This window comes from Roseobacter sp. MED193, from assembly GCF_000152965.1.
GTDB lineage: Bacteria > Pseudomonadota > Alphaproteobacteria > Rhodobacterales > Rhodobacteraceae > Pseudophaeobacter.
Map to the genome: position 1 here is coordinate 2604224 of NZ_CH902583.1, position 20784 is coordinate 2625007.

The 20784-nt window shown below is 55.9% G+C and carries 23 protein-coding genes and 2 tRNA genes; 19 read left to right on the top strand and 6 right to left on the bottom strand.

What is annotated here, in order from left to right:
* The first annotated feature begins 47 nt into the window (after nt 1–47).
* Nucleotides 48–482: a hypothetical protein gene (locus tag MED193_RS14805; RefSeq protein ID WP_009810553.1), complete on the top strand. Its 435-nt coding sequence runs from the start codon at nt 48–50 to the stop codon at nt 480–482.
* A gap of 225 nt (nt 483–707) precedes the next feature.
* Here MED193_RS14805 and MED193_RS22320 read toward each other — a convergent pair whose 3' ends face one another.
* From MED193_RS22320 to MED193_RS14825, 4 genes are all read right to left on the bottom strand, one after another.
* Nucleotides 708–1124 (bottom strand): hypothetical protein, encoded by a 417-nt coding sequence (locus MED193_RS22320; RefSeq protein ID WP_009810554.1) that lies wholly within the window; start codon nt 1122–1124, stop codon nt 708–710.
* Nucleotides 1125–1244: 120 nt separating this feature from the next.
* A complete protein-coding gene (locus MED193_RS14815; RefSeq protein WP_009810555.1) occupies nt 1245–2978 on the bottom strand; it encodes an alpha/beta hydrolase in 1734 nt (577 codons plus the stop codon).
* Nucleotides 2979–3129: 151 nt separating this feature from the next.
* Nucleotides 3130–3843: a TIGR02117 family protein gene (locus MED193_RS14820; protein WP_009810556.1), complete on the bottom strand. Its 714-nt coding sequence runs from the start codon at nt 3841–3843 to the stop codon at nt 3130–3132.
* Complete coding sequence (locus MED193_RS14825; protein WP_009810557.1) at nt 3840–4022, bottom strand: zinc-finger domain-containing protein; 183 nt, start codon at nt 4020–4022, stop codon at nt 3840–3842. Before MED193_RS14825 ends, MED193_RS14820 begins: the two co-directional genes overlap by 4 nt.
* Nucleotides 4023–4104: 82 nt before the next feature.
* On the opposite strand from MED193_RS14825, the gene MED193_RS14830 reads away from it, so the two are divergent.
* A complete protein-coding gene (locus MED193_RS14830) occupies nt 4105–5034 on the top strand; it encodes an ABC transporter ATP-binding protein (RefSeq protein ID WP_009810558.1) in 930 nt (309 codons plus the stop codon).
* 451 nt (nt 5035–5485) lie between these two features.
* Here MED193_RS14830 and MED193_RS14835 read toward each other — a convergent pair.
* Nucleotides 5486–5560 (bottom strand) — tRNA-Thr (locus MED193_RS14835).
* An 83-nt stretch (nt 5561–5643) separates the two neighbouring features.
* On the opposite strand from MED193_RS14835, the gene MED193_RS23100 reads away from it, so the two are divergent.
* The 17 genes from MED193_RS23100 to MED193_RS14915 all read left to right on the top strand — a co-directional run bounded on the left by MED193_RS23100 (nt 5644) and on the right by MED193_RS14915 (nt 20081).
* On the top strand, nt 5644–5799 hold the full coding sequence (locus MED193_RS23100; protein WP_009810559.1) for a hypothetical protein: 156 nt from the start codon (nt 5644–5646) through the stop codon (nt 5797–5799).
* 6 nt (nt 5800–5805) lie between these two features.
* On the top strand, nt 5806–7074 hold the full coding sequence (gene murA / locus MED193_RS14840) for a UDP-N-acetylglucosamine 1-carboxyvinyltransferase (RefSeq protein WP_009810560.1): 1269 nt from the start codon (nt 5806–5808) through the stop codon (nt 7072–7074).
* Nucleotides 7075–7077: 3 nt separating this feature from the next.
* Nucleotides 7078–7554: a DUF2948 family protein gene (locus MED193_RS14845; protein ID WP_009810561.1), complete on the top strand. Its 477-nt coding sequence runs from the start codon at nt 7078–7080 to the stop codon at nt 7552–7554.
* A 169-nt stretch (nt 7555–7723) separates the two neighbouring features.
* Nucleotides 7724–9028 (top strand): histidinol dehydrogenase, encoded by a 1305-nt coding sequence (gene hisD / locus MED193_RS14850; RefSeq protein WP_009810562.1) that lies wholly within the window; start codon nt 7724–7726, stop codon nt 9026–9028.
* Nucleotides 9029–9311: 283 nt separating this feature from the next.
* Nucleotides 9312–9791 (top strand): UPF0262 family protein, encoded by a 480-nt coding sequence (locus MED193_RS14855; RefSeq protein WP_009810563.1) that lies wholly within the window; start codon nt 9312–9314, stop codon nt 9789–9791.
* Between the two features lie 3 nt (nt 9792–9794).
* Nucleotides 9795–10253, top strand: a complete 459-nt coding sequence (locus MED193_RS14860) for a low molecular weight phosphatase family protein (RefSeq protein WP_039966234.1) — start codon at nt 9795–9797, stop codon at nt 10251–10253.
* Nucleotides 10250–10654 carry a ketosteroid isomerase-related protein gene (locus MED193_RS14865; RefSeq protein WP_009810565.1) on the top strand — a complete coding sequence of 135 codons (405 nt, stop codon included), beginning with the start codon at nt 10250–10252 and terminating at the stop codon, nt 10652–10654. Before MED193_RS14860 ends, MED193_RS14865 begins: the two co-directional genes overlap by 4 nt.
* Nucleotides 10655–10667: 13 nt before the next feature.
* Nucleotides 10668–11270, top strand: coding sequence for a GNAT family N-acetyltransferase (locus tag MED193_RS14870; protein ID WP_039966235.1), 603 nt, complete (start codon nt 10668–10670; stop codon nt 11268–11270).
* Nucleotides 11271–11358: 88 nt separating this feature from the next.
* The gene (locus MED193_RS14875; protein ID WP_009810567.1) at nt 11359–12237 is read left to right on the top strand and encodes a carbon-nitrogen hydrolase family protein; all 879 of its coding nucleotides are present in this window, start codon (nt 11359–11361) and stop codon (nt 12235–12237) included.
* A gap of 84 nt (nt 12238–12321) precedes the next feature.
* Entirely contained in the window at nt 12322–12540 is a 219-nt protein-coding gene (gene infA / locus MED193_RS14880) for a translation initiation factor IF-1 (RefSeq protein ID WP_005620785.1), read from the top strand.
* Between the two features lie 175 nt (nt 12541–12715).
* Nucleotides 12716–13297 carry a nucleoside triphosphate pyrophosphatase gene (locus MED193_RS14885; RefSeq protein WP_009810568.1) on the top strand — a complete coding sequence of 194 codons (582 nt, stop codon included), beginning with the start codon at nt 12716–12718 and terminating at the stop codon, nt 13295–13297.
* Nucleotides 13294–14316, top strand: a complete 1023-nt coding sequence (locus MED193_RS14890) for a ribonuclease E/G (protein ID WP_009810569.1) — start codon at nt 13294–13296, stop codon at nt 14314–14316. Before MED193_RS14885 ends, MED193_RS14890 begins: the two co-directional genes overlap by 4 nt.
* Entirely contained in the window at nt 14313–14516 is a 204-nt protein-coding gene (locus MED193_RS14895; protein WP_009810570.1) for a DNA gyrase inhibitor YacG, read from the top strand. Before MED193_RS14890 ends, MED193_RS14895 begins: the two co-directional genes overlap by 4 nt.
* An 82-nt stretch (nt 14517–14598) precedes the next feature.
* Nucleotides 14599–14673 (top strand) — tRNA-Phe (locus tag MED193_RS14900).
* A gap of 99 nt (nt 14674–14772) precedes the next feature.
* The gene (locus MED193_RS14905; RefSeq protein WP_254655456.1) at nt 14773–15960 is read left to right on the top strand and encodes a site-specific integrase; all 1188 of its coding nucleotides are present in this window, start codon (nt 14773–14775) and stop codon (nt 15958–15960) included.
* A gap of 83 nt (nt 15961–16043) precedes the next feature.
* A complete protein-coding gene (locus tag MED193_RS14910) occupies nt 16044–16409 on the top strand; it encodes a hypothetical protein (protein WP_009810572.1) in 366 nt (121 codons plus the stop codon).
* Between the two features lie 975 nt (nt 16410–17384).
* Complete coding sequence (locus MED193_RS14915) at nt 17385–20081, top strand: DNA polymerase (RefSeq protein WP_039966924.1); 2697 nt, start codon at nt 17385–17387, stop codon at nt 20079–20081.
* On the opposite strand, the gene MED193_RS14920 is transcribed toward MED193_RS14915, so the two are convergent.
* Complete coding sequence (locus MED193_RS14920) at nt 20023–20712, bottom strand: recombinase family protein (RefSeq protein ID WP_009810574.1); 690 nt, start codon at nt 20710–20712, stop codon at nt 20023–20025. The two genes, MED193_RS14915 and MED193_RS14920, sit on opposite strands and share 59 nt — an antisense overlap.
* Nucleotides 20713–20784: the final 72 nt, after the last annotated feature.

The following is a 20784-nucleotide window of genomic DNA, read 5'->3' on the forward strand; positions in this document are numbered from 1 at the left end:
CGACGAGGTTCAGCCTGATTGCGTGCGAATTTGCAGGGAGTACTGCCATGACTGTCCGATATAACTACCTGCCGCAGGCCGAAGTGATGTTGATGGTCTATGAGGGGCGCAGCACAGCCGCGCAGCAAGATAGATTGTTCAAAGAAATGGCGGCAGTGTTTGGCGTTGGGCCCTTTACGAATTCTATCTCTGATATGTCGGCTCTGACATCGACCACGATCACCAGCAGTGATATGTTTGCACAGAGTTCGGCGGTCAAGGCGCAGGTCGAGAGATTGGCCAAACCGATCAAGCAAGCGCTCTACGCGCCTCATGCTCTGCCCTACGGAATTGCGCGTATGTATATGGGCTATGCGGATATCTCGTCAAAGCTTGATATCCAGATCTTTGATGATCTTCAGGCCGCGATGAACTGGCTGGGACTACAAGGGACAGCCGAAACCCTGTTTGACTCGCAGAATTGGCGCAGTATCGCAGATTGATTTTTGCAGATGTCTCATTGGCCTCGTCAGATGTCTGAATGCCTGCGGCACTCCTGAACCGCCCACAGGATCCTTCTGTTCTGGTCATAGCTCTTGGTTTGACGCGTGAGAACCGCACAATAACCCCTGCCCCGGTGGGAGGTAAAACCGCCGGGGCAGGGAACAAGGGGGTGTGGAGAGATCTGGTGGAAATCGCCCCCATGTCCTGTGCCGTTTTACTTTCGGTCAGTATTGCGGTGAAGAGGTTAGTGATCTGTGTTGCGCCATCGGCTGTGCGGTTTGACCGGTGCGGGGGCGTTGCCGAGCCTGGCGCCGCATCGCCGCAAAGCTTTGCCTCAGCGGCTCGGGTTCAGAATTTGTATGCTTCAGCTTGTGGATAACAAAGCGCCGCGACAGGCCCAAAAGGCCCAGGCTGACATAGCTTGCCTGGATCAGAAAAGCAGCCAGGTTGAAGGCCGAAATGAGGCTGATCAAGACGCAAGAGGCCGCGCTGATGACAAAACAAGTATAGCCAATGCTATTGCCACAGATGCGCCCGGTCTGCAGCAGGGTAAAGGCGGTGATATATAGTGAAAAACCAATAACACCAATAATTTGCAGCACCTCCGGATACTGCCGCAATGAGAGGATAATATCACTCATCAGGAAACTCCCTTAACAATAGGGAACTGGTAACCAGCGGAAGTGTCTGTGGTCATACCCCAGATGGGGTAGGGGGACGAATTTTGACCAGAAATTTACGTTCTGGCAAAAAACCGCGCGCTATTGGGCCAGAGCCGGGCTTTGGGTCTGCGCCATGGCAGCGATGCGTTGCAGGACCTCCGATGTCTCCTGATAGAGCACCAGCTGCCCCACCTCTGGATAGCTGTGAAGCGTAAACCCCATGCGGCGCGCAAAATCCTGAACGCTGGAGAGGGTGACAACCGGGTCGGCGCCACCATGCACCAGCGTTACGGGTTGTGACAGGTGGCTGCAGTTACGAGACCAATCACGGACCACATTATGTGAATCAATGGCAAAGCTCCAATGGCCCTGCTGCACGATCTGGCGAAAGCCAGTGAACAGCATGTTCCGGTATTCTGGGCGTTCAGCCAGGGCACGGTCTGGACTGTCGGGGCGATAGAGCGCCTTGAGAAACCCCTCAACCCCGCCGGCGTCAATCTGGGCAATGCCAGCGCGCAACAGAGTGGGCAAAATTCGGGGGGTGAACCGCGCCGTAAGTGCCATGACCTGCTGGCGGTAGTGCATGGAGCGGATCTGGCTCATTTCGGTGATCGGCACCGCTCCTGATATATTAAACACCCCCTGCACCAGATTTGGGTGCTTTTGTGCAAGACGAAAAGCAAAGAGCGCACCAGACATATGCCCGATGGCCAAGATCTTTGAGCAGCCAAGATGCTTAAGAAAGGGAACCATATCTGCACAGAAGCGATCGGGGGCTTCTTCGGGGCGCCGTTTGGAGACGGGGTCCAGGTCGCTGGTGCCAAAACCAGGGCGGATAGGGCAGATGAACTGAAGCCCCAACCGATGCAGATCGTCGATGAGTCCTGATGTAAAATTAGGTCCGTTCAACATGTTATGAATGAATAGACAGGGGGTGCCATCTGTCGGCCCAAAGAGATGATAGGCCATCTTGCGACCGTCCGGCAAAGTGAAGGCCCGATCCATGGTGCTGCCCGCAGGCACATCTGGCCCGTTGGTTTTTATAAGGGCTTCCAGCCCGGTCATCATCCGCACCAATTGTTGTTGGTTGGCGGTATATGTCTTGCGCCTGATCGCTTTTAGCTGGGTGCGCAAGGTGTCGACCGATCGGTCAGTCGTTTCAGCAATTTCACGGAGATTGGCCCCAGTCAGTAACTCGCGTGCAACGCGGGTCTCAGCCTGAGTGAGACCAAACATCTGCCGCAGGATCTGGTCATGTGCCTTGGTCCAGCGGCTGTGAAGCCCCGCCAGAACAAAGCCAGTTGCACCGTCGCCGCCACTTTCAGTTGCGATCTGCTCGCGCACCATCGGGTAGGGGTGTTTGTCCCCTTTGGCAAAAAACAAATAGACCTCTCCCGGCAGGCCGGGTTGTTTGCCATTCAGCTCCCAATTGAGCCGGGTGGTGGTTTCGGCGGACATGGCCAGATCTAACAGCTCCCCCCCGAGTGTCGCGCCAAGCGTTTCAGCGGCCAGGGGGCTGCAGCTGATGATCTTGCCGCGCGGAGAGATTTTTAGTTCCGCCCGGTCCAGCGCCGGGCGTGCGCTGGGCTGTTCGGCCCGTCCCAGACGGTCGAGAATTTCAAACGAGCGCAACAGATGCTTGGCAATCTCATCGGAGGGCGCCGTAGGACCACCACTCTCCAAGGGGTTTTCGCTGAGGCTGGCCATCAGGTGTTGACCCCATAGATCAACCAACCGGTCATAGACATGGGGATCCACGGCAACCTCATAGATAGTCTGTATCAAAGAGGTCTGATCGGCGTCGGATTCACTGATATCCAATAGATTGGCCATAGACAAATGCACTCACAAAAAACTTAACCCAAAACGGGTGATATCGGTCGCAAAATTGGTCGCCAAGCTCCTGCGAACCAGAGAAAATCCCTGCATTCTGAGTCTTGGTCTCAAATAATGCCCTTAGAATACCTGAAGCAGGCCCCTTGGTCTATGTCTCTGGTAGTGGCGTGGGGGCGGATCTGGCTGTATCGGCATAGAGCCAATGGGACAGACGAACCGAATAGGGCAATGGGGTCCAGATGCCAAATCGATGTCCTGAGGCCCGTATCATACGGGACACCCAAGTATTGCAGGTGCGAAACAGATGAAATCGCCCTTTAGCGGCGTAAAACCGGTCCTCCAAGGTGAATCCGGGGACTTTCAGGCTTTGCACTGGGGGGGATTCTGGTTTTTCAAAGCTTTCGGCAATGGCTGAGAGGAAGGCCTGATATTCCACGGCATCAAAGTTGAGGCTAGGCAGCTCGGGCACAGTGTTCAGGGCTCCCAGTACTTCGGCGCGCAGCACAGAACGATCTCCGAAGGCGGCTTTCAACAGGGTCGCAGGCGTCAAGTCCCGATAGTTTGTTGTGGTGTAAAAGCCTTGGGCGCCCCAGCCAATGACCAGCCAGCGTGCATCGGGATGGCTCACAGGCAATCCGCTGGGGATTAGAAACTGGAACTGCGCCCGCGCCTGCGCATCCAGAGGCAGTAGAAAATCATAGTGAATCGGTCCCGCGACCAGGAACACTTGATGGCTGCGCACCGTTGCGGGGGTCATAGCCGCTCCCGCAGGGATCATGGCGCCCAAGAGGGCGGCGAGGCAATAGGCGCAGATAAACCCCACTGGCAAAAGCAGAGCTCTCGCCAGAAGTGAGGAGGTCATGCGGCGGTGTCTACATAATCCTTGTGGATGAACTTGCAGTCACAATAGGGGCATTCAACAAAGCCTTCGCCCTCGGGGATTTGCAGGTAAACCCGGGGGTGACCCAATGCGCCTTCGCTGCCGTCGCAGGCAACGCGGTAGGTTTCAACGATCTTGGTTTCGGGCGCTTCAATAGTCATCGCTGGCGGTCCTTATGAATTTCGGCTAGGCGCATGGTGGAACCATGTATGTCTGATGCAAAAACCGGGGGCAAGTACTGCTATGAGAGATGACGCAATCCGTATTGAAAGCTTGCGCAAAACCTACAGCGGTGCCAAAGGCCAACCCGAAAAGCAGGCACTAAAAGGGATTGATCTGACTATTCCGCGTGGTTCCGTTTTTGGTTTGCTGGGGCCAAATGGCGCTGGGAAATCAACCATGATCAATATCTTGGCTGGGCTGGTGCGTAAGACATCCGGCCAAGTGACGATTTGGGGCTTTGATCAGGATGCCAATCCACGTCAAAGCCGCGCCGCCATTGGCGTGATGCCACAGGAGCTGAACTTGGACCCGTTTTTCACCCCGCGCGCCGCGTTGGAGGTACAGGCCGGTCTATATGGTGTGCCAAAACAGGATCGCCGCAGCGATGAAATTCTTGAGATGGTGGGGCTGACAGATAAGGCCCATGCCTATGCCCGAACCCTATCGGGGGGTATGCGGCGGCGGCTTTTGCTGGGCAAGGCTCTGGTGCATCATCCGCATATCCTTGTGCTGGACGAGCCCACCGCCGGGGTCGATATTGGTCTGCGGCAGATGCTTTGGGAGAATATCCGCAAGCTCAATAAGCAGGGGATGACCATCATCCTGACCACGCACTACCTGGAAGAGGCCGAAGAGATGTGCGACGAGATCGCCATTATCGATCAGGGAGAAATGGTGGCGCGTGACAGCACCGCCAATCTATTGGGACGGCTGGATTCAAAATCCATGGTGGTTCACCCGGCCTCTCCGGTAACCGAGCTTCCCCAGGGCGCAGGAATTACCGCGGAGCTGCGAGATGATGGGGCAGTTGTGCTGCAGTATCACAGCGCAAAGACCAGTGCCGAAGACGTACTGGCCGCAGTGCATGGAGCCGGGATTTCCATCCGCGATGTTAAAACCGCCGAGGCGGACCTCGAAGAGGTTTTCCTGGCGCTGACGAAATCTGGATGAAGCGCTGAGCATGCTGGCTCTTGTTCTGGTCAACACAGTGCCCAGGCAGGTGGATCTTTGCAAAACGCCTGCCGATTTAGCATTTCTCGAGGCGAATCTTTCACATGAGCCTCGATTCTTTTTGATTTGATCTTGCGGACCATTTCGCAGGACACTCCCAGTAGGCAAGAACCGCCCGATAGGCTGGTAGGTATCTTTTCAGGGCTTCTACCGATTCACTTGTGCCCAGTGAGACCTTCACATGTGTTCCGATTCTCACCGATTTGAACGCGCCGTCTATTGGGGATCTAAAGGGATGGAGATGCGTTGGCTTTTGATGGCCTTAGCGAGGTCAGCCGGTGGGGCGACTCGCATGTAATGCCTGTTTCCGATGATGTACCACCTTCATGTACCAGAGAGGTGGAGCTTTTCTGTTAAATTACAGATTATTATCAATTTCAAGGGGTTAACCTGGTGCTGCTGGAGAGAATCGAACTCTCGACCTCTCCCTTACCAAGGGAGTGCTCTACCTCTGAGCTACAGCAGCGCCGGTGAGGGGCTTTTAGGGATAAACCTTGTAGGGCGCAAGAGCTTCTGGACGGTTTTTTCTCACTAAGTTACAGAAGGTCTATGGCAGAGAAAAAACAACAGAAATTGAGCCAGGCTGCCTCCCAGCGTGAGGATCGGCTAAAAGCCTCGTTGAAGGCCAATATGGCGCGTCGTAAGGCGCAGGCAAAGGCGCGCGCACAGAAACAAGACACAACGACCGAAGAGTCGGAAAGGTAGAGGCAGATGGATTCGATTTTGGTGAAAGGGAACGGCCCCCTGAATGGTCAAATTCCGATTGCGGGGGCAAAAAATGCCTGCCTCGCCCTGATGCCAGCGACCCTGCTCAGCGAAGAGCCGCTGACCTTAACCAATGCGCCACGGCTCAGCGATATCAAAACCATGACCGAATTGTTGCAATCTCTGGGGGCCGAAGTTTCCAGCCTGCAGGATGGCCAGGTTCAGGCCCTGTCGAGCCACAATATCGATAATCACGTTGCGGACTATGAAATCGTGCGCAAGATGCGGGCTTCAAACCTGGTGCTGGGTCCGATGCTGGCCCGCTTGGGGCAGGCAGTGGTTTCGCTGCCAGGCGGCTGCGCCATTGGCGCCCGCCCCATGGATTTGCATATTCATGGGCTCGAAGCGTTGGGTGCCGAGATTGAATTGAAGGACGGCTATCTGCATGCCAAGGCCCCGCGCGGCCTCAAGGGGGCGGTGATCGAGCTCAGCTTTGCCTCTGTTGGCGCTACTGAAAACATCATGATGGCGGCGACCCTGGCCAAGGGAACGACGGTGATTAAAAACGCCGCGCGCGAGCCCGAGATCGTTGATCTGGCAGATTGCTTGAGAAAGATGGGTGCTCATATCGATGGCGCAGGCACGAGTGATATTACAATCGAGGGTGTAGACCGGTTGCATGGTGCCACACATCCAGTGGTCACCGATCGGATTGAACTGGGGACCTATATGCTGGCCCCTGTAATCGCAGGTGGCGAGGTCGAATTGCTGGGGGGGCGTCTCGATCTGGTTGGCGCATTTGTCGAAAAGCTAAACGAGGCCGGTGTTGATGTCCTCGAGACCAAGGCGGGGTTGAAGGTCAAGCGCCGCGCAGACCGCGTTAAAGCGGTGAATGTGACCACGGAACCTTTCCCAGGCTTCCCCACAGATCTGCAGGCCCAGATGATGGCGCTGATGTGCACGGCTGACGGAACCAGTGTGTTGGAAGAAAAAATCTTTGAAAATCGCTTTATGCATGCGCCTGAGCTGATCCGTATGGGTGCCAAGATCGACGTACAGGGTGGGCATGCCACCGTGACAGGTGTTGATCGCCTAAAAGGCGCGCCGGTTATGGCGACTGACCTGCGGGCTTCGGTTTCTTTGATCCTTGCCGGGCTCGCTGCAGAAGGCGAGACTATCGTTAATCGGGTCTATCATCTGGATCGGGGCTATGAGCAGGTGGTGCGCAAATTCTCGGGTGTTGGCGCTCAGATCGAACGTATTAAGGGGAGCTGACGGATGTCAGACGCGAGCTTTCATGATGGGCGCGAGGCGCCTCTGAACCTTGGCGCGCTGGAGGCCGAGGATCTCCAGGTGATCTCAACCCTGGTGCAAGATGCTGTCTTTCCTATCCAAGAAATGAGCTGGCGTTCCAAGGAGCGCCGCTTTGCGCTACTGCTGAACCGGTTCCGTTGGGAGGATTTATCAAGCGCAGAAAAACGCGGGCGTCCCTTTGAAAGGGTTCAATCTCTTTTGGTCTTCGATACCGTTTTGGGGGTTGCCTCGCAGGGGATCGACCGTAGGGATAAGGATATGGTTTTATCCCTGCTCTCGGTCCATTTTGAACCCGGTGCAGAGGGCGCAGGGCATGTCTTGCTGACCCTTGCAGGGGATGGCAGTATCCGTTTGGCAGTAGAGGCACTGGACGCCAGCCTGCGCGATGTGACCCGTCCCTATCTTGCTCCGTCAAAGCAGGCACCTGAGCACGGCACCTAGCGAAAACCAAAGAAGGCCGATAGGCGGTTAAGGCGCGGATCTTGCCTCACAGGTATCCCCTGCGGCATATCGGTGGCGCTCTAGATGCAGACTGCCGCGGCTGTACCGTAATGCTTGTCGCTGACCCTTTGGGACGATATGTCGGCTCTAACAGTCCGAGAGAGTAGATATGCCCGTTTTCCTAGACACGTCTGACGCAGATTTTGAAACCGCCTTTGTTGAGCTGCTCAATGCAAAGCGTGAGGACAGCCCGGATGTCGACGCTGCAGTCGCCGCAATTATTGCTGACGTGCGGACCCGCGGTGACGCTGCGGTACTTGAGCTCACTGCCAAGTTTGATCGGCTGGATCTTACAGCGGATAAGATGGCAATATCTGAAGCCGAAGTGGATGCCGCAATTGCGACGGTTTCGTCGCAAGAACGCGCAGCGCTAGAACTGGCTGCTGAGCGAATCCGCTCCTATCATGCGCGACAATTGCCGGTGGATGCGCAGTGGGAGGATGCCACTGGTGCGATACTTGGCTGGCGTTGGTCACCGGTGTCTGCGGCAGGGCTCTATGTGCCCGGCGGGCTTGCGTCCTACCCTTCATCTGTTTTGATGAATGCGATTCCGGCTCAGGTGGCCGGGGTTAAACGCCTTGCAATCACTGTCCCGGCGCCAGACGGCGTTCTGAACCCACTGGTTCTGCTTGCAGCCCGGCTGTCGGGCGTTACAGAAATCTACCGCATCGGCGGCGCCCAGGCGATTGCCGCGCTGGCGTATGGAACCCAGACCATCGCCCCCGTAGATAAGATCACGGGCCCTGGAAATGCATTTGTCGCCGCCGCCAAGCGACGTGTATTTGGTAAGGTTGGTATCGATATGATCGCGGGTCCCTCCGAAATTCTGGTCATTGCGGATAAGAACAATACACCAGACTGGATCGCGCTGGACCTGATGAGCCAGGCAGAACACGATGAGAGTGCTCAATCGTTGCTGATTACAGATGATGCAGAATTTGGTCGCGCGGTTGCCGAAGCCGTAGAGGCACGCCTGCAAACCCTAGAACGCAGGGAGATTGCAGGGGCAAGCTGGCGTGATTTTGGAGCCATAATCACAGTGTCCGATCTGGATGAAGCGGCTCAGCTTTCAAACCGAATTGCACCGGAGCATCTGGAGCTTTGTGTTACTGATCCGGAAGCGCTAAGCCTCAAAACTGTCCATGCAGGCGCCATTTTCCTAGGTCAGTACACTCCGGAGGCGATTGGCGACTATGTTGGGGGGCCTAACCATGTCTTGCCCACCGCTCGATCTGCTCGCTTCTCGTCAGGGCTGTCGGTAATGGATTTTGTTAAGCGAACCACATTGAGCCAAATGTCCCCTGCTGCTTTGCGCAAAATAGGTCCTGCCGCAGAGGTTCTTGCAAAAAGTGAAAGACTGGAGGCGCATGGCCTTTCGGTGACTGCGCGGCTCCAGGCGCTGAATGAAGATTAGGGGCGCTGCCCCTCTTGGCCTTTGGCCAATTCACCCTGGGATATTTGGGGCCAAATGAATGGATGTTACCTCTCGGTGCTGCGCGGGCGCAGTCCGAGAGGCTTCATTTGGTCGAAAAATATCCTCGCCGAAGGCATGGACTCTCTTTTTGCGTTCAGCTTTCGTAAGGTTCACCGCAGCTTTTTGCTGTACGGGTGTTAATCCCTTGACTGTCTATTTGCCCCTGCCTCCGCGATACATTAGAGAGATGAGAGAACCGCTTTTTCGACAGAGGTCAAAGCCTATGAGCCGCATTAGCCAAATTGAGTTGGACGACCGCAATCTGCCACCGCCCACTGCGGAAATCGAGCAGGAGCGTAAGGTGGCGATTTTTGATCTGATCGAAGAAAACAGCTTTTCGTTACCAGAGCGGGATGACCGTCCCGTTGTTGATGGTCCCTATCATTTGGGCCTAGCCATTCGTGAAAAACGTTTGGTGTTTGATCTGGAGACAGAGACCGGACAGAAAGCAGCGGAGTTTCATCTGTCGTTGTCACCCTTCCGACAAGTCGTGAAAGACTATTATCAGATCTGCGAGAGCTATTTCTCGGCCGTTAAAACCCTGCCACCTAGCCAAATTGAGACCATCGATATGGCGCGGCGCGGTATTCACAATGAAGGCAGTCGCGTGTTGCAAGAGCGTCTGGAGGGAAAGGCGGAGGTGGATACTGACACGGCGCGCCGTCTGTTTACGCTCATTTGTGTGCTGCATTTTGGGGGCTGATGCGTGAGCGAGTTGCCGCAGTCTGTTTTGTTCTGCTGTGACCACAATGCGGTCCGCTCGCCCATGGCTGAGGGGATCATGAAGAAATTCTATGGTACCGGCACTTATGTTCAATCTGTGGGTGTCAAGAATGACTTGGAAATCGACGGGTTTTGCATTGCGGTCTGCCAAGAAGTCGATGTCGAACTGTCACGCCATCGGTCGCGGTCCTTCGACGAAATGGAACAATGGGGGGATGATCTTTCTTCCTTTGACCTCGTCATTGCCTTGTCCCCTGCCAGCCAGAGGCGGGCGCTGGAACTAACGCGGGTCTTTCATCTGGACGTTGAATATTGGCCGATCATGGATCCAACCGGACTTGGCGAGACGCGCGAAGCTAAACTGGACAGCTATCGGCAGACCCGCGATCAGATTATCCAGCAGCTTACTGCCCGCTGGGGAGAAGCCACGGAGATTACATGACCAAGACCCTTGCCCGCTATTTTGAAGCTTTCAATGCTGGCGATACCGCAGCCATGCTGGACTGTCTGTGTGAGGATGTCGCGCATCACGTCAATGAGGGTGAGATTCGCCTTGGTAAGGATCGGTTCGCGGAGTTCTGCGCTCATATGAGTCGCTGCTACAAAGAGGAACTTACGGATATTGTTCTGTTTGGCAGTGAAGATGGGTCGCGTGCGGCGGCGGAGTTCATCGTCAACGGAACCTACCTGGAAACCGATGACGGGCTACCAGAGGCCAAAGGGCAGAGATATCGTCTGCCTGGTGGATCATTTTGTGAGCTGCGGGACGGCAAGATCAAGCGGGTGACCACCTATTACAATCTGGCCGACTGGATGGCGCAGGTTTCTGAAAAATCGAGCTGAGCCTGAGGGCGCTGTGCATACTGTTCGTCTTGAAATTTTGACAGGGCCCTCACTGGAGGCTGCATTACCAGCCCTCGCGGGACTTCGAATTAAAGTGTTCCGCGAATGGCCTTACCTCTATGATGGCGATCTAGCCTATGAGGAGGCCTATCTACAGAGGTACCGAAATAGCAAGGATGCAATTGTGGTCGGGGCCTTTGATGGTGACAGGCTGGTCGGGGCTTCCACAGGAACCCCACTGGTTGACCATGCCGAGGACTTTGCTGTGGCTTTTGCGGGCAGTGAAATCGATCTGAACACTGTCTTCTACTGCGCCGAATCAGTTCTGTTGCCGGCCTATCGAGGGTTGGGTCTGGGGCATAGCTTTTTTGATGCTCGTGAATCTCATGCCCGTGACCGCGGGTTTTTGCTTTCGGCTTTCTGTGGCGTGTTGCGCCCACAAGACCACCCCATGAAAGATAAAGATTATGCGCCTTTGGATCCATTTTGGCGCAAGCGGGGCTATGCGCCACTGCAGGGAGTTGTTGCACAGTTTTCCTGGAAAGATATCGGTTCTTCCTGTGCAACAGATAAGCCGTTGCAATTTTGGGCGCAGGATCTGTCTCCGTCCCCTTAAGGCGGGAAGATATCATTAGGAAGAGTTGCCATTCTTTCTGTGGTCTGGCCTGTTGTGGCAAAGCCAAGTTGACTGAGGATTTACCCACATGAAAATTGCAACTGCTGCCTACCCGCTTGATTGGCTCGATAGCTGGGCGCAGTATGAAGACAAACTGGCGGCCTGGGTGGCTGATGCAGCGGAGCAGGGGGCTGATCTGTTGGTATTCCCTGAATATGGCGCCATGGAGCTGTCCACTTTGGACGGGGCAGATGTGGCGGCGGATTTGCAGGCCTCTATCAATGCCGTATCGGGGCGCATGGAAGAGGCCGCAGCGCTGCATCAAAAACTCGCAGCTGAATTTAACGTATATATTCTAGGGTCTTCCGCGCCGGTGCAGGCTGAATTTGACCTGCCTGTAAACCGGGCGGAGTTTTACAGTCCATGTGGTGCGCGAGATCATCAGGACAAGCAGATTATGACTCTGTTTGAGCGGGCCCCCTGGGCGATCGGCTCTGGTGGGCCGTTAAAGCTATTTGATACGGCGCTGGGCAAGATTGGCGTGCTCATTTGTTATGACAGCGAGTTCCCTTTGTTGGGCCGGGCGTTGAACGAGGCGGATATCCTCTTGGTTCCCTCCTGTACTGAGGCGCTTGCGGGCTATTGGCGGGTCCGCATAGGGGCAATGTCGCGGGCGCTTGAGGGGCAATGCGTGACGGCGCAGTCCTCAATAGTGGGGACTGCGCCCTGGTCCACTTCGGTGGAAGTCAATGTCGGCACGGGAGGTGTTTTTGGTCCACCAGATAAGGGCTTCCCTGCAACTGGGGTTTTGGCTGAGGGGCAGATCGGTCAGCCTGGCTGGACATTGGCAGAGGTCGATCTGAAAACCATAGCAGAGGTGCGGACAACTGGTGTGGTGCGCAATCGCAGCCATTGGCCAGAACAGGATCAGAGGATAAAAACCTCTAGAATCCTCATGAAGCAGTGATTGCGCCCTTGAAATATTGGGCAAATAGGCTCATTTAGTGCCAGTTCCCGCAGCTAGGCGGGGTAATGTGAAGATGGAGACAACATGGCCAAGGAAGATACGCTCGAATTTCCCGGTGTCGTGAAGGAACTCCTGCCTAATGCGACGTTTCGGGTCGAGCTGGAAAACGGCCATGAGATCATCGCACATACGGCAGGAAAGATGCGCAAGAACCGCATCCGTGTTCTGGCTGGCGACCGGGTACAGGTGGAAATGACCCCCTATGACCTGACGAAAGGTCGGATCAACTACCGCTTTAAGTAAGCTGTTGATTCGCTCGTTGCACAAAAGCCCGGCCTCTGTGCCGGGCTTTTGTGTGTGGCCCTGCGGGCCACTGCCTCCGGCGGGAATATTTATGGAAAGATGATGCGGTCGGCTGCTCTTTCCTGCAGGAACTTTCCGCTTTATGACGGGGTGAATTGGAAAAGGGGCCAGGCTGATGGCATTTATTCTTGGATCAGGCAGCCCGCGACGGCTGGAGCTTTTGGCGCAGTTGGGCATCAAGCCTGACCATGTGCGCCCGCCTGACATTGATGAGACGCCCTTGGCTGGGGAGCTGCCGCGAAACTATTGTACCCGGGTCACCCGTGAAAAAGTAGCGGCGGTGACTTCTGACGCTCGTGATGTGGTTCTCTGTGCGGATACTACCGTGGCGCTGGGGCGGCGCATTTTGGGAAAACCTGAGAATGCCGGCCAGGCCGCTGAATTTTTACTGGCCCTCGCCGGGCGTCGCCATCAAGTCATTACAGCTGTTGCCGTTCGTTGTGGCGAGCGGCTCTGGCAGAGATCCGTAGTGAGCCAGGTTAAAATGAAGCGGCTGTCTGACAGCGAGCTGAACGCCTATCTTGCCAGCAATGATTGGCAAGGCAAGGCCGGTGGATATGGTATTCAGGGTGCGGCAGGTGCCTTTATTCCCTGGATAAGTGGATCTTTTACTGGAATCGTTGGCCTGCCCTTGGCTGAGACTGCAAATATGCTGCAAGCCGCTGGCTGTCAGCTCTATAAGGAGGCTGCCGCATGAAGGGGCGCTCAATTATTCTGGACCACATCCAAGGCCGTGAAGCCGCAGCTCTCATGGTAGACGGTAGGCTTGATGATTTCCTTATCGACGGTGATGCACCACTACCTGGAACCATTTATCGCGCCCGCGCAGATCGCCCCGTTAAGGGGCAGGGCGGGATGTTTCTTTCGACTCCTGATGGACCGGCATTTTTGCGTCAGGTTAAAGGCTTGGCGCCCGGGCAGATGTTACTGGTGCAGGTCACCGGCTATGCCGAGCCAGGCAAGGCAATACCTGTGACGCAGAAATTGCTGTTCAAAAGCCGGTATGCCATTGCGACTCCTGGGGCGCCAGGCGTCAATATTTCCCGCTCAATTCGTGACGATGATGAGCGCGACAGGCTGTTGGAGATTGCGCATGGTGCGCTGGAGGGCGCGAGTTATGGTATGATTCTGCGCTCAGCCTGTGCCGGGGCCGATGGGGATGAGGTCGCAGAAGATATCGAGGCCATGGCAGATCTGGCTGCGCAAGTGCTTGCGGATGCTGAGGGGGACATGGACGTGTTGACCGAAGGGGATGGCCCTCATCTGCGGGCTTGGCGAGAGTGGTCGGATCCTGCAGAGGTCTTTCGGGATGCTGGCGATTTTGAACATCACGGTGTGCTTGATGCGCTGGATAGCGCACTCACTATTCGCGAACCTCTTACTGGTGGGGCGCATCTGTTTATAGAAGCTACGCGCGCCCTGGTGGCTGTGGATGTAAACACCGGCAGCGACACCTCTTTTGCGGCCGGAACCAAGGCGAATATCGCCTGTGCGAAACTTCTGCCGCGCGCTCTACGCCTGCGCGGCCTTGCTGGGCAGATCGTGATCGATGTCGCCCCAATGCCTAAGAAAGATCGCAGTACCTTTGAAAGCACCCTGCGCGCTGCGCTCCGCGCCGATAGCGAAGAGACAACTATGCTGGGGTGGACCAATCTGGGGAATTTTGAGTTGCAGCGCAAACGGTCTCGTGTGGTGTTGGCGGAGCTTCTGAAATGATTTGCCCGATCTGTGGAACGGAAACCGAAAAATCGCATCGTCCCTTTTGCTCAAAACGTTGCGCAGATTTAGATCTGGCCAAATGGTTGAATGGCAGCTACGCGCTTCCCAGTGACAACCCGGAAGATGTTGAAAACGCATTGAAAGAGCTAGGCGAAGTCGGGGTGTCACCTGCCAGTAGCTCTCCAACTCAGCATTAATAGTTTTCTTTAAAAAACCCTCTGGACACCACCGCATGGACGTCATAGAAGGCCCACACCCAAGGTGAACAGCCTTTCCCGTGCCCGGGTAGCTCAGGGGTAGAGCAGTGGATTGAAAATCCTCGTGTCGGTGGTTCGATTCCGCCCCCGGGCACCACTAAATCACTGAAATAGTTGATTTATTTGGTCCGTTGAGATCGTCAGATTTCACCCGTAAAAGTTACACACAGTTATACACTCCTCTGACGGGCTCGATTTGTCCCAAGATTCCAAAAACCGAATACTCAAGATCAAGCATCTCCGGAAAGGGCTGGCCATCGTGCTGACAGCCCGAAGCCCGTACTGGCTTATTCGCTTCAGAGACCCCCTTGCAGGGAAATACGTCCACCGGTCTTCCAAGGAGACATCGCGTCTCGAAGCGATTGAAGTGGCCTATGAGTTTGCCGACTCATACCGCAGCAAGGCCAACAGCGACCATGCTCAGAAGAAAGCCACCAGCTTCGAGCACTATGCCAAGAAGCTGATGGGCATTCAGAAGGGCAAGTCCAAGTGGTCGGACGGCGACAACAAGCTGCTGAACCGCTCCAAGGACGGGCTGATCTGCTATTTCGGTAAGTATGACGTCACGAAAATCACCACCGGCAAGGTTCGGGATTACCTGATTCATCTGGACGAGAACCGGCCAAAGCGGCTGGCAGAATCGACCAAGGCCAAACACACAATCATCATCCGCAAAGTTCTGACTCTGGCGGTGGAAGACGGCATTCTGAACGTGCTGCCGGTGATGCCCAAGCAGAAGACCGTGGACACGCCACGACACACCTTCACGGACGACGAATACAAACGGTTCATGAAGGCTGCCGGTGAGTGTGCCAAGCGTGGGGATATGGTCCGTGGCGTCCAGATCACCGGCCACCATGCCAAGATGTTCCGGTTTGTCGTTCACACCTTCCTTCGGCCTACTGAGGGCGAGCTGTTCGGGCTGAAGCACAAGGACATTCAGATCAAAGGCGACCCGCCGCACTTGGAAATGAACGTCCGAGGCGGCAAGACCGGTGGCCGCACTAGCGTGACAATGCCTTTGGCCGTTCCGCTCTATCAGGGAACCCTGAACCCGTTCGACGAGAACGGACCTGACCGGAACGGCTATGTGTGGATGCCGGAATATTCCAACCGCAGGACAGCCATCAATACGGCCCGGCGTCTGTTCAACCATATCCTTGAAAAGGCCGAGCTGCTGGATGAAGACAGGAAGCTGTCTCCGTACTCCCTCCGGCATTTTGCCATCCAGGCACGTCTCAGGGGGTCTCAGGGGAAGGTGAACCTTTACACCCTGGCCAAAAATGCTGGCACGTCGGTGGATCAGCTGGAGCGCTTCTATCTGAAAAACATGGCCCCGACGAAAGAGCTGATCGAAAACCTACAGACACGTGGGGATGACTAGCCCCGCAGGCCGTTGACTGGAACAGTGGCGTTGTCTGCGATTGGGATAAGGAGGACGCCGTTGGGGTAGCAAAGGAGACCCCAATGGCACTTGAGAAACAGTTCAAACTTGAAGCCGCCGAGAAGCCGAAGGCAAGCCAGCCGTCGAGCCAGCGCCGTCAGAAATTCATCGCCGCCATCGACAAGCAGCTGGCGGGTATGCCGGATGGTGATGCCAGCACGATCAAAAGCACTTGGGTGTGGAAATCGGATCAGGGCGATTGGTTCATCTCGCCCCGCTACGGGAAGGCTCCCCTTGAGCTGGCCCCTGGCCTGAACGCCATCAAATGCACCGATGCCAAGGAGGTGGCCGAGAACCTTCAGAAGCTGAAGGCACTGGCAAGCGAAGGCAAGCTGGATGATGTGCTGGAAGGGGCCGCGTCGGCCATCCGCAGCCGCTTCGGCAAATGAGACGGCAGGCGGGCTGCAGAACCAGTTTGACCAAAGGCCGAACTCAAAACTCAGCCCGCCCAGCCCAAACAGCCAGCAAATCCTATGGCACATGCGAAGCACTTCACGAAGTGAAGCCATAGCCAATTTTTGGCCAATCGCTTGATCACTTTGTGATCAAGAACTGCGTTTGTATCTGTTTGGTATTATTGGACATTGGACATACTTCTCCTATCCGTTGAGGAGAAGCCTGTGAGACCCGAAGGTCTGACAAACCATCCACACACGATTGCTTTCCAAAGCGCGGCTGGCGGTTATCCGGTCTCAGCCTACGTGCTGCTCAAACAGCGGACCGATATGCTAGCTTTACGTGGACGGCAGTTCGGCTAGCTCGGCGACGGCACTTCCCCGTCTCGTGATGACAATTATTTTGCTCTGGCTCTCTGATGGGGGCTTTCATCCTTCCCCCGCTTTCGCTGTCTCCTAACCCTACTATTCGATGACGTCCTGTCTGCTGACCTACTGGATTCGGTTCGGCACCATCCGGCGGAGATTACCTTCTGATTGCATGACGCTTCGGGCTGTCTATGTGGTTGTCTGTATCGCGTTCCTGATACGAGAGAGCTGCGAGCTGTGTTCAATATGGCTGTGTGTGCGGTGGGTATCGGTGTGTGATGCTATTTATACGCCGAGGACCACGGGTTTCCCGAGTTTCACGGCGATTTGGTCAAAAAGGGAGAAACTCCCCCAGACACCCGGAAACGGGGCAGATTCTCCCACGGCCCCGGCGGTTTGCCCCGGCTGCCGTCACAGCTGGCAAAAATAGTATTTGTTCTGTATGGGTGTAGTGGAACAACTTTTACCATTTTTGCCAAGGCGGCTCGTTCACCTCATAGCCTCACCAAAATCCAGGGTCCCATGCAAGCCAAAGTCAATTTTCGGCCTGATCAGTTTTTTCCCAAGAACAGGAAAAGCTCGAAGCACATTCGTTATCTTGTGATCGGCTTCGACACCGAGTACCAGCGGGAGGCAATTGTAAATGCAGATGGCCTGGCCGAAGTCCGCAATCAGGTGCTGTCCTATCAGTATAGCTGCCATGCCATCACACCCGACAACGCTGGTGCAGAGCAGCATTGGTCCGGCATTGTGCTGCCGGAGGGACCATCTGACGATGACCGGCTGACCCTGGCTGAGTTCTTGGAACATGCATTGCGGGACGGATTCACGACGCACCCCAATCTGAAGCTGCCGGTGGATGTTTACTTGGTGGCCCACTTTACACGGGCTGACGTGCCGGGATTTTCTGACTTCAAGGAGGAGAAGACCCGGAAAGCCATGAACTTAGACAATATCCGCAGCCTGTTCATGAATGTGAGCAAGGATATCAAGGTCAGCCTGAAGCGGGGCGACAAGCTCAAGCCAATCAAGCTGCATGTCAAAATCCGGGACACCATTGCTCTTGCGCCCACGGGTGCCAAAAGCCTTGCCAAGCTGGGGGAAATCCTTGGCTATGAGAAGCTGAAGCTGTCTGACGACCCAAAGCGGGAACAGCACTACAAAGAAAACATGGGGGAGTTGCTGGAAGCCGATTGGCCGCTGTTCCGGGACTATGCCATCCGGGATGCCGAGGTCTGTGCACAATACACTATCCGCATGATCCGGCTGTATTTTGACAAGACCGGGGTGTTCAAGCTGCCGGTGACACTGACGTCCATCGGCGTTGATCTGATCCAGGAACACTGGCGGTCCCAAGGGCTCAACCCGCTTGAAATCGTCGGCAAAGAGATGGTGGCGGAGAAGCGGTGGAACGCCAAGACAAATCGCTATGTGACCAGCACTGAGGCTAAGTCCCTGCCGAAGCTGTTCTGGAGCGAGGACTTTTTCACCGAGTGCTATCATGGCGGGCGCAATGAACAGTTTTGGTTCGGCCCTGCCCCCGAGGGTGTCTGGTACGACTATGATCTTGCCAGCGCATACCCATCGGCCATGGCGCTCATCGGGGAGCCTGATTGGTCAACCATCACACCCATCGCCAGCACGGAAGAATTGCTGGGTCCCAGTTTGACGGTCGAAGACCTGGCTTTTGCCAATGTGAACTTTGAATTCCCGGAAGACGTCCGGTACCCGGTCCTGCCGGTGCGCACAGAGAACGGGTTGCTGTTCCCCCGCAGAGGCAACAGCACCACCCATATCAGTGAAATCCTGCTGGCCAAGCAACTGGGCGCAAAGATTGAACTGGTGGAGGGGCGGCGGCTCGATTCTGACCGCATTATTAGCCGCAGAGACGATGGCGTCAGAGAATATGGTGGTAACGCCAAGCAGCCGTTTCACAACTTCGCCCGTCACTGCATCGATGAGCGGGCCAAGCACCCAAAGAAGACCCTGGACAATCTGTTCTGGAAAGAGCTGGTCAATTCCACATACGGCAAGACGGCACAGGGTCTGCGGGAGCGCCGGATTTACGATCTGAGGGATGCAGACACCAAACGGCTGGGGCCGAGCAAAATCACCAATCCGGTCTATGCCGCCTTTATCACGGCTTTCTGCCGGGGCGTGCTAAGCGAGATCATGAACGCCCTACCTCCGGACGTGCAGATATTCAGCGTCACCACAGACGGCTTTCTGACCACGGCCACAGATGCGCAAATGACGGAGGCTGCAAAGGGGCAGCTGGGCCGCAGGTATCTGGACTCCCGGATCAAGCTGGCCGCTCAATGGGGCATCTACGAAGTCAAACACATCATCCGCCAACCTGTTGGGTGGCGGACCAGAGGGCAAGCCACGCTGCGCCCATCTGTGGCCGCTGACTGGGACGGCACAGGTATGGTGCCCAAAGAGGATGAGCGGGTGGTGCTGGCTAAGGGCGGGATCAAGCTGGACGCCATGCTGTCCAAGCCTGAGCAGAATGACAAAATCGTCGATCTGTTCTTTGACCGCAAGCCAACCGACACCCTGACGGTGACGATGGGCGCTGGCATCCGGGAGATGTATGAGCAGGGAATGGATTTTGTAGACAAGACCATGACCAAACGGCTGTCTATGGAGTTCGACTGGAAACGCAGGCCAAAGGCGGCGGGAGAGGTTACTGTCACAACCGGCGGCGGGCAAAGCCGCACCCATTTGGCATTCTCGACCCAGCCCTGGGACACAGTGGATCAGTTCAACACCACGCGGGACATCTGGGCGGACTACAACAAGCAGACCCCGTATTGCCTGAAGTCTCTCGCTGACTATCAAGCATGGGCCGGGTATTTTGAGGGCAAGCTAGCAGCACAGGGGCCTGCTGGGGCCTACATCGCCAAAGAGGACGGTGTCCTGAAACGCCTCCGCCGGGACCTCAGCATAGCGCATAAGCTGCGGAAGGCGGGCACCCACAAAATCAATGTGGCGTCGTTCAGCGGCGGCGGTATCTCCCCGGACAGCAAGCTCAAGGTCAAAGACTTTGCGCGCATCCTGAATGATGGCTTTGGCATTCCTTGCACGAAGATGGATGTGGACAATGCCCGGAAGAAGACAGCTTTCGTTCCGCATCAGGTGCCGCGGACAGCCAAAACCGTAGAGCTGCTGGGATACATCAAGGAGACGCTGTTCCCCGAATTGGAGGTGGAGCAGTTTCTGACCCCGGAGGCTGCGTTCAGCCTTGATGTGGAGGTTGCTGAGATGTCGCTGCCACCCCGTGATCCGGTAGCTTGAGGTCACAGCAGGAGACATAGTTTCTAACGGTCTGTGGATACCACCTTCCGCCCTTGGCAGTCTTCACGCCACGGTCGTTCAACAGCCTTGCAGCGCCGGAAAATGATCCTGCGTCGGCAATCGCCCGCTCGAACTCGGTACGCACCGTCTCGAAGAAATCCTGCTTCTCTAGCCGCCGTTGCGCCGCCAAGGCTTGGGCATTCCGGCCAAGCACGGTTCCCCGCTTCTTGGCGGCTCTGAGCGCGGCTCTGGTGCGTTCTGAGATCTGACGGCGCTCCTCCTCGGCAAAGCAGGCCAGCAGGTGCAGGAAGAACGTCGATACGTTCGGGTGTTCGCAGACGGTCAGCTCAATGCCCTGGTCGATGATCCCCGATATGAACGACACCTTCCGGGAGAACCTGTCCAGCTTCGGGATCAGCAGCTTGGACCGGGTTTTCTTGACGAGGTTGATCGCGTTCCACAGCTCTGCCCGGTCGTCACGCTTGCCGGACTGGATTTCGGTGAACTCGGCAATCACGTTGTCGGCGGGCTGAAGGAACTGCTCGACCATCGCCCGCTGCGCTTCCAGCCCCAGTCCAGACCGTCCCTGCCGTTCCGTCGAAACCCGATAGTAGACAACATATTCTGCCATTCCGCTCCCTCCGTAGCCGACAAACGTTGGTTTGTCGTAGACGGCGTCCGGCAGGTTGGGCGAAATCTCAAC

What these genes read in the sequence shown, in the direction of transcription:
- MED193_RS14805 (WP_009810553.1), top strand. Translation starts at nt 48, where the DNA reads ATGACTGTCCGATATAACTACCTGCCGCAGGCCGAAGTGATGTTGATG.
- MED193_RS22320 (WP_009810554.1), bottom strand. Translation starts at nt 1,124, where the DNA reads ATGAGTGATATTATCCTCTCATTGCGGCAGTATCCGGAGGTGCTGCAA.
- MED193_RS14815 (WP_009810555.1), bottom strand. Translation starts at nt 2,978, where the DNA reads ATGGCCAATCTATTGGATATCAGTGAATCCGACGCCGATCAGACCTCT.
- MED193_RS14820 (WP_009810556.1), bottom strand. Translation starts at nt 3,843, where the DNA reads ATGACCTCCTCACTTCTGGCGAGAGCTCTGCTTTTGCCAGTGGGGTTT.
- MED193_RS14825 (WP_009810557.1), bottom strand. Translation starts at nt 4,022, where the DNA reads ATGACTATTGAAGCGCCCGAAACCAAGATCGTTGAAACCTACCGCGTT.
- MED193_RS14830 (WP_009810558.1), top strand. Translation starts at nt 4,105, where the DNA reads ATGAGAGATGACGCAATCCGTATTGAAAGCTTGCGCAAAACCTACAGC.
- MED193_RS23100 (WP_009810559.1), top strand. Translation starts at nt 5,644, where the DNA reads ATGGCAGAGAAAAAACAACAGAAATTGAGCCAGGCTGCCTCCCAGCGT.
- murA (WP_009810560.1), top strand. Translation starts at nt 5,806, where the DNA reads ATGGATTCGATTTTGGTGAAAGGGAACGGCCCCCTGAATGGTCAAATT.
- MED193_RS14845 (WP_009810561.1), top strand. Translation starts at nt 7,078, where the DNA reads ATGTCAGACGCGAGCTTTCATGATGGGCGCGAGGCGCCTCTGAACCTT.
- hisD (WP_009810562.1), top strand. Translation starts at nt 7,724, where the DNA reads ATGCCCGTTTTCCTAGACACGTCTGACGCAGATTTTGAAACCGCCTTT.
- MED193_RS14855 (WP_009810563.1), top strand. Translation starts at nt 9,312, where the DNA reads ATGAGCCGCATTAGCCAAATTGAGTTGGACGACCGCAATCTGCCACCG.
- MED193_RS14865 (WP_009810565.1), top strand. Translation starts at nt 10,250, where the DNA reads ATGACCAAGACCCTTGCCCGCTATTTTGAAGCTTTCAATGCTGGCGAT.
- MED193_RS14875 (WP_009810567.1), top strand. Translation starts at nt 11,359, where the DNA reads ATGAAAATTGCAACTGCTGCCTACCCGCTTGATTGGCTCGATAGCTGG.
- infA (WP_005620785.1), top strand. Translation starts at nt 12,322, where the DNA reads ATGGCCAAGGAAGATACGCTCGAATTTCCCGGTGTCGTGAAGGAACTC.
- MED193_RS14885 (WP_009810568.1), top strand. Translation starts at nt 12,716, where the DNA reads ATGGCATTTATTCTTGGATCAGGCAGCCCGCGACGGCTGGAGCTTTTG.
- MED193_RS14890 (WP_009810569.1), top strand. Translation starts at nt 13,294, where the DNA reads ATGAAGGGGCGCTCAATTATTCTGGACCACATCCAAGGCCGTGAAGCC.
- MED193_RS14895 (WP_009810570.1), top strand. Translation starts at nt 14,313, where the DNA reads ATGATTTGCCCGATCTGTGGAACGGAAACCGAAAAATCGCATCGTCCC.
- MED193_RS14910 (WP_009810572.1), top strand. Translation starts at nt 16,044, where the DNA reads ATGGCACTTGAGAAACAGTTCAAACTTGAAGCCGCCGAGAAGCCGAAG.
- MED193_RS14920 (WP_009810574.1), bottom strand. Translation starts at nt 20,712, where the DNA reads ATGGCAGAATATGTTGTCTACTATCGGGTTTCGACGGAACGGCAGGGA.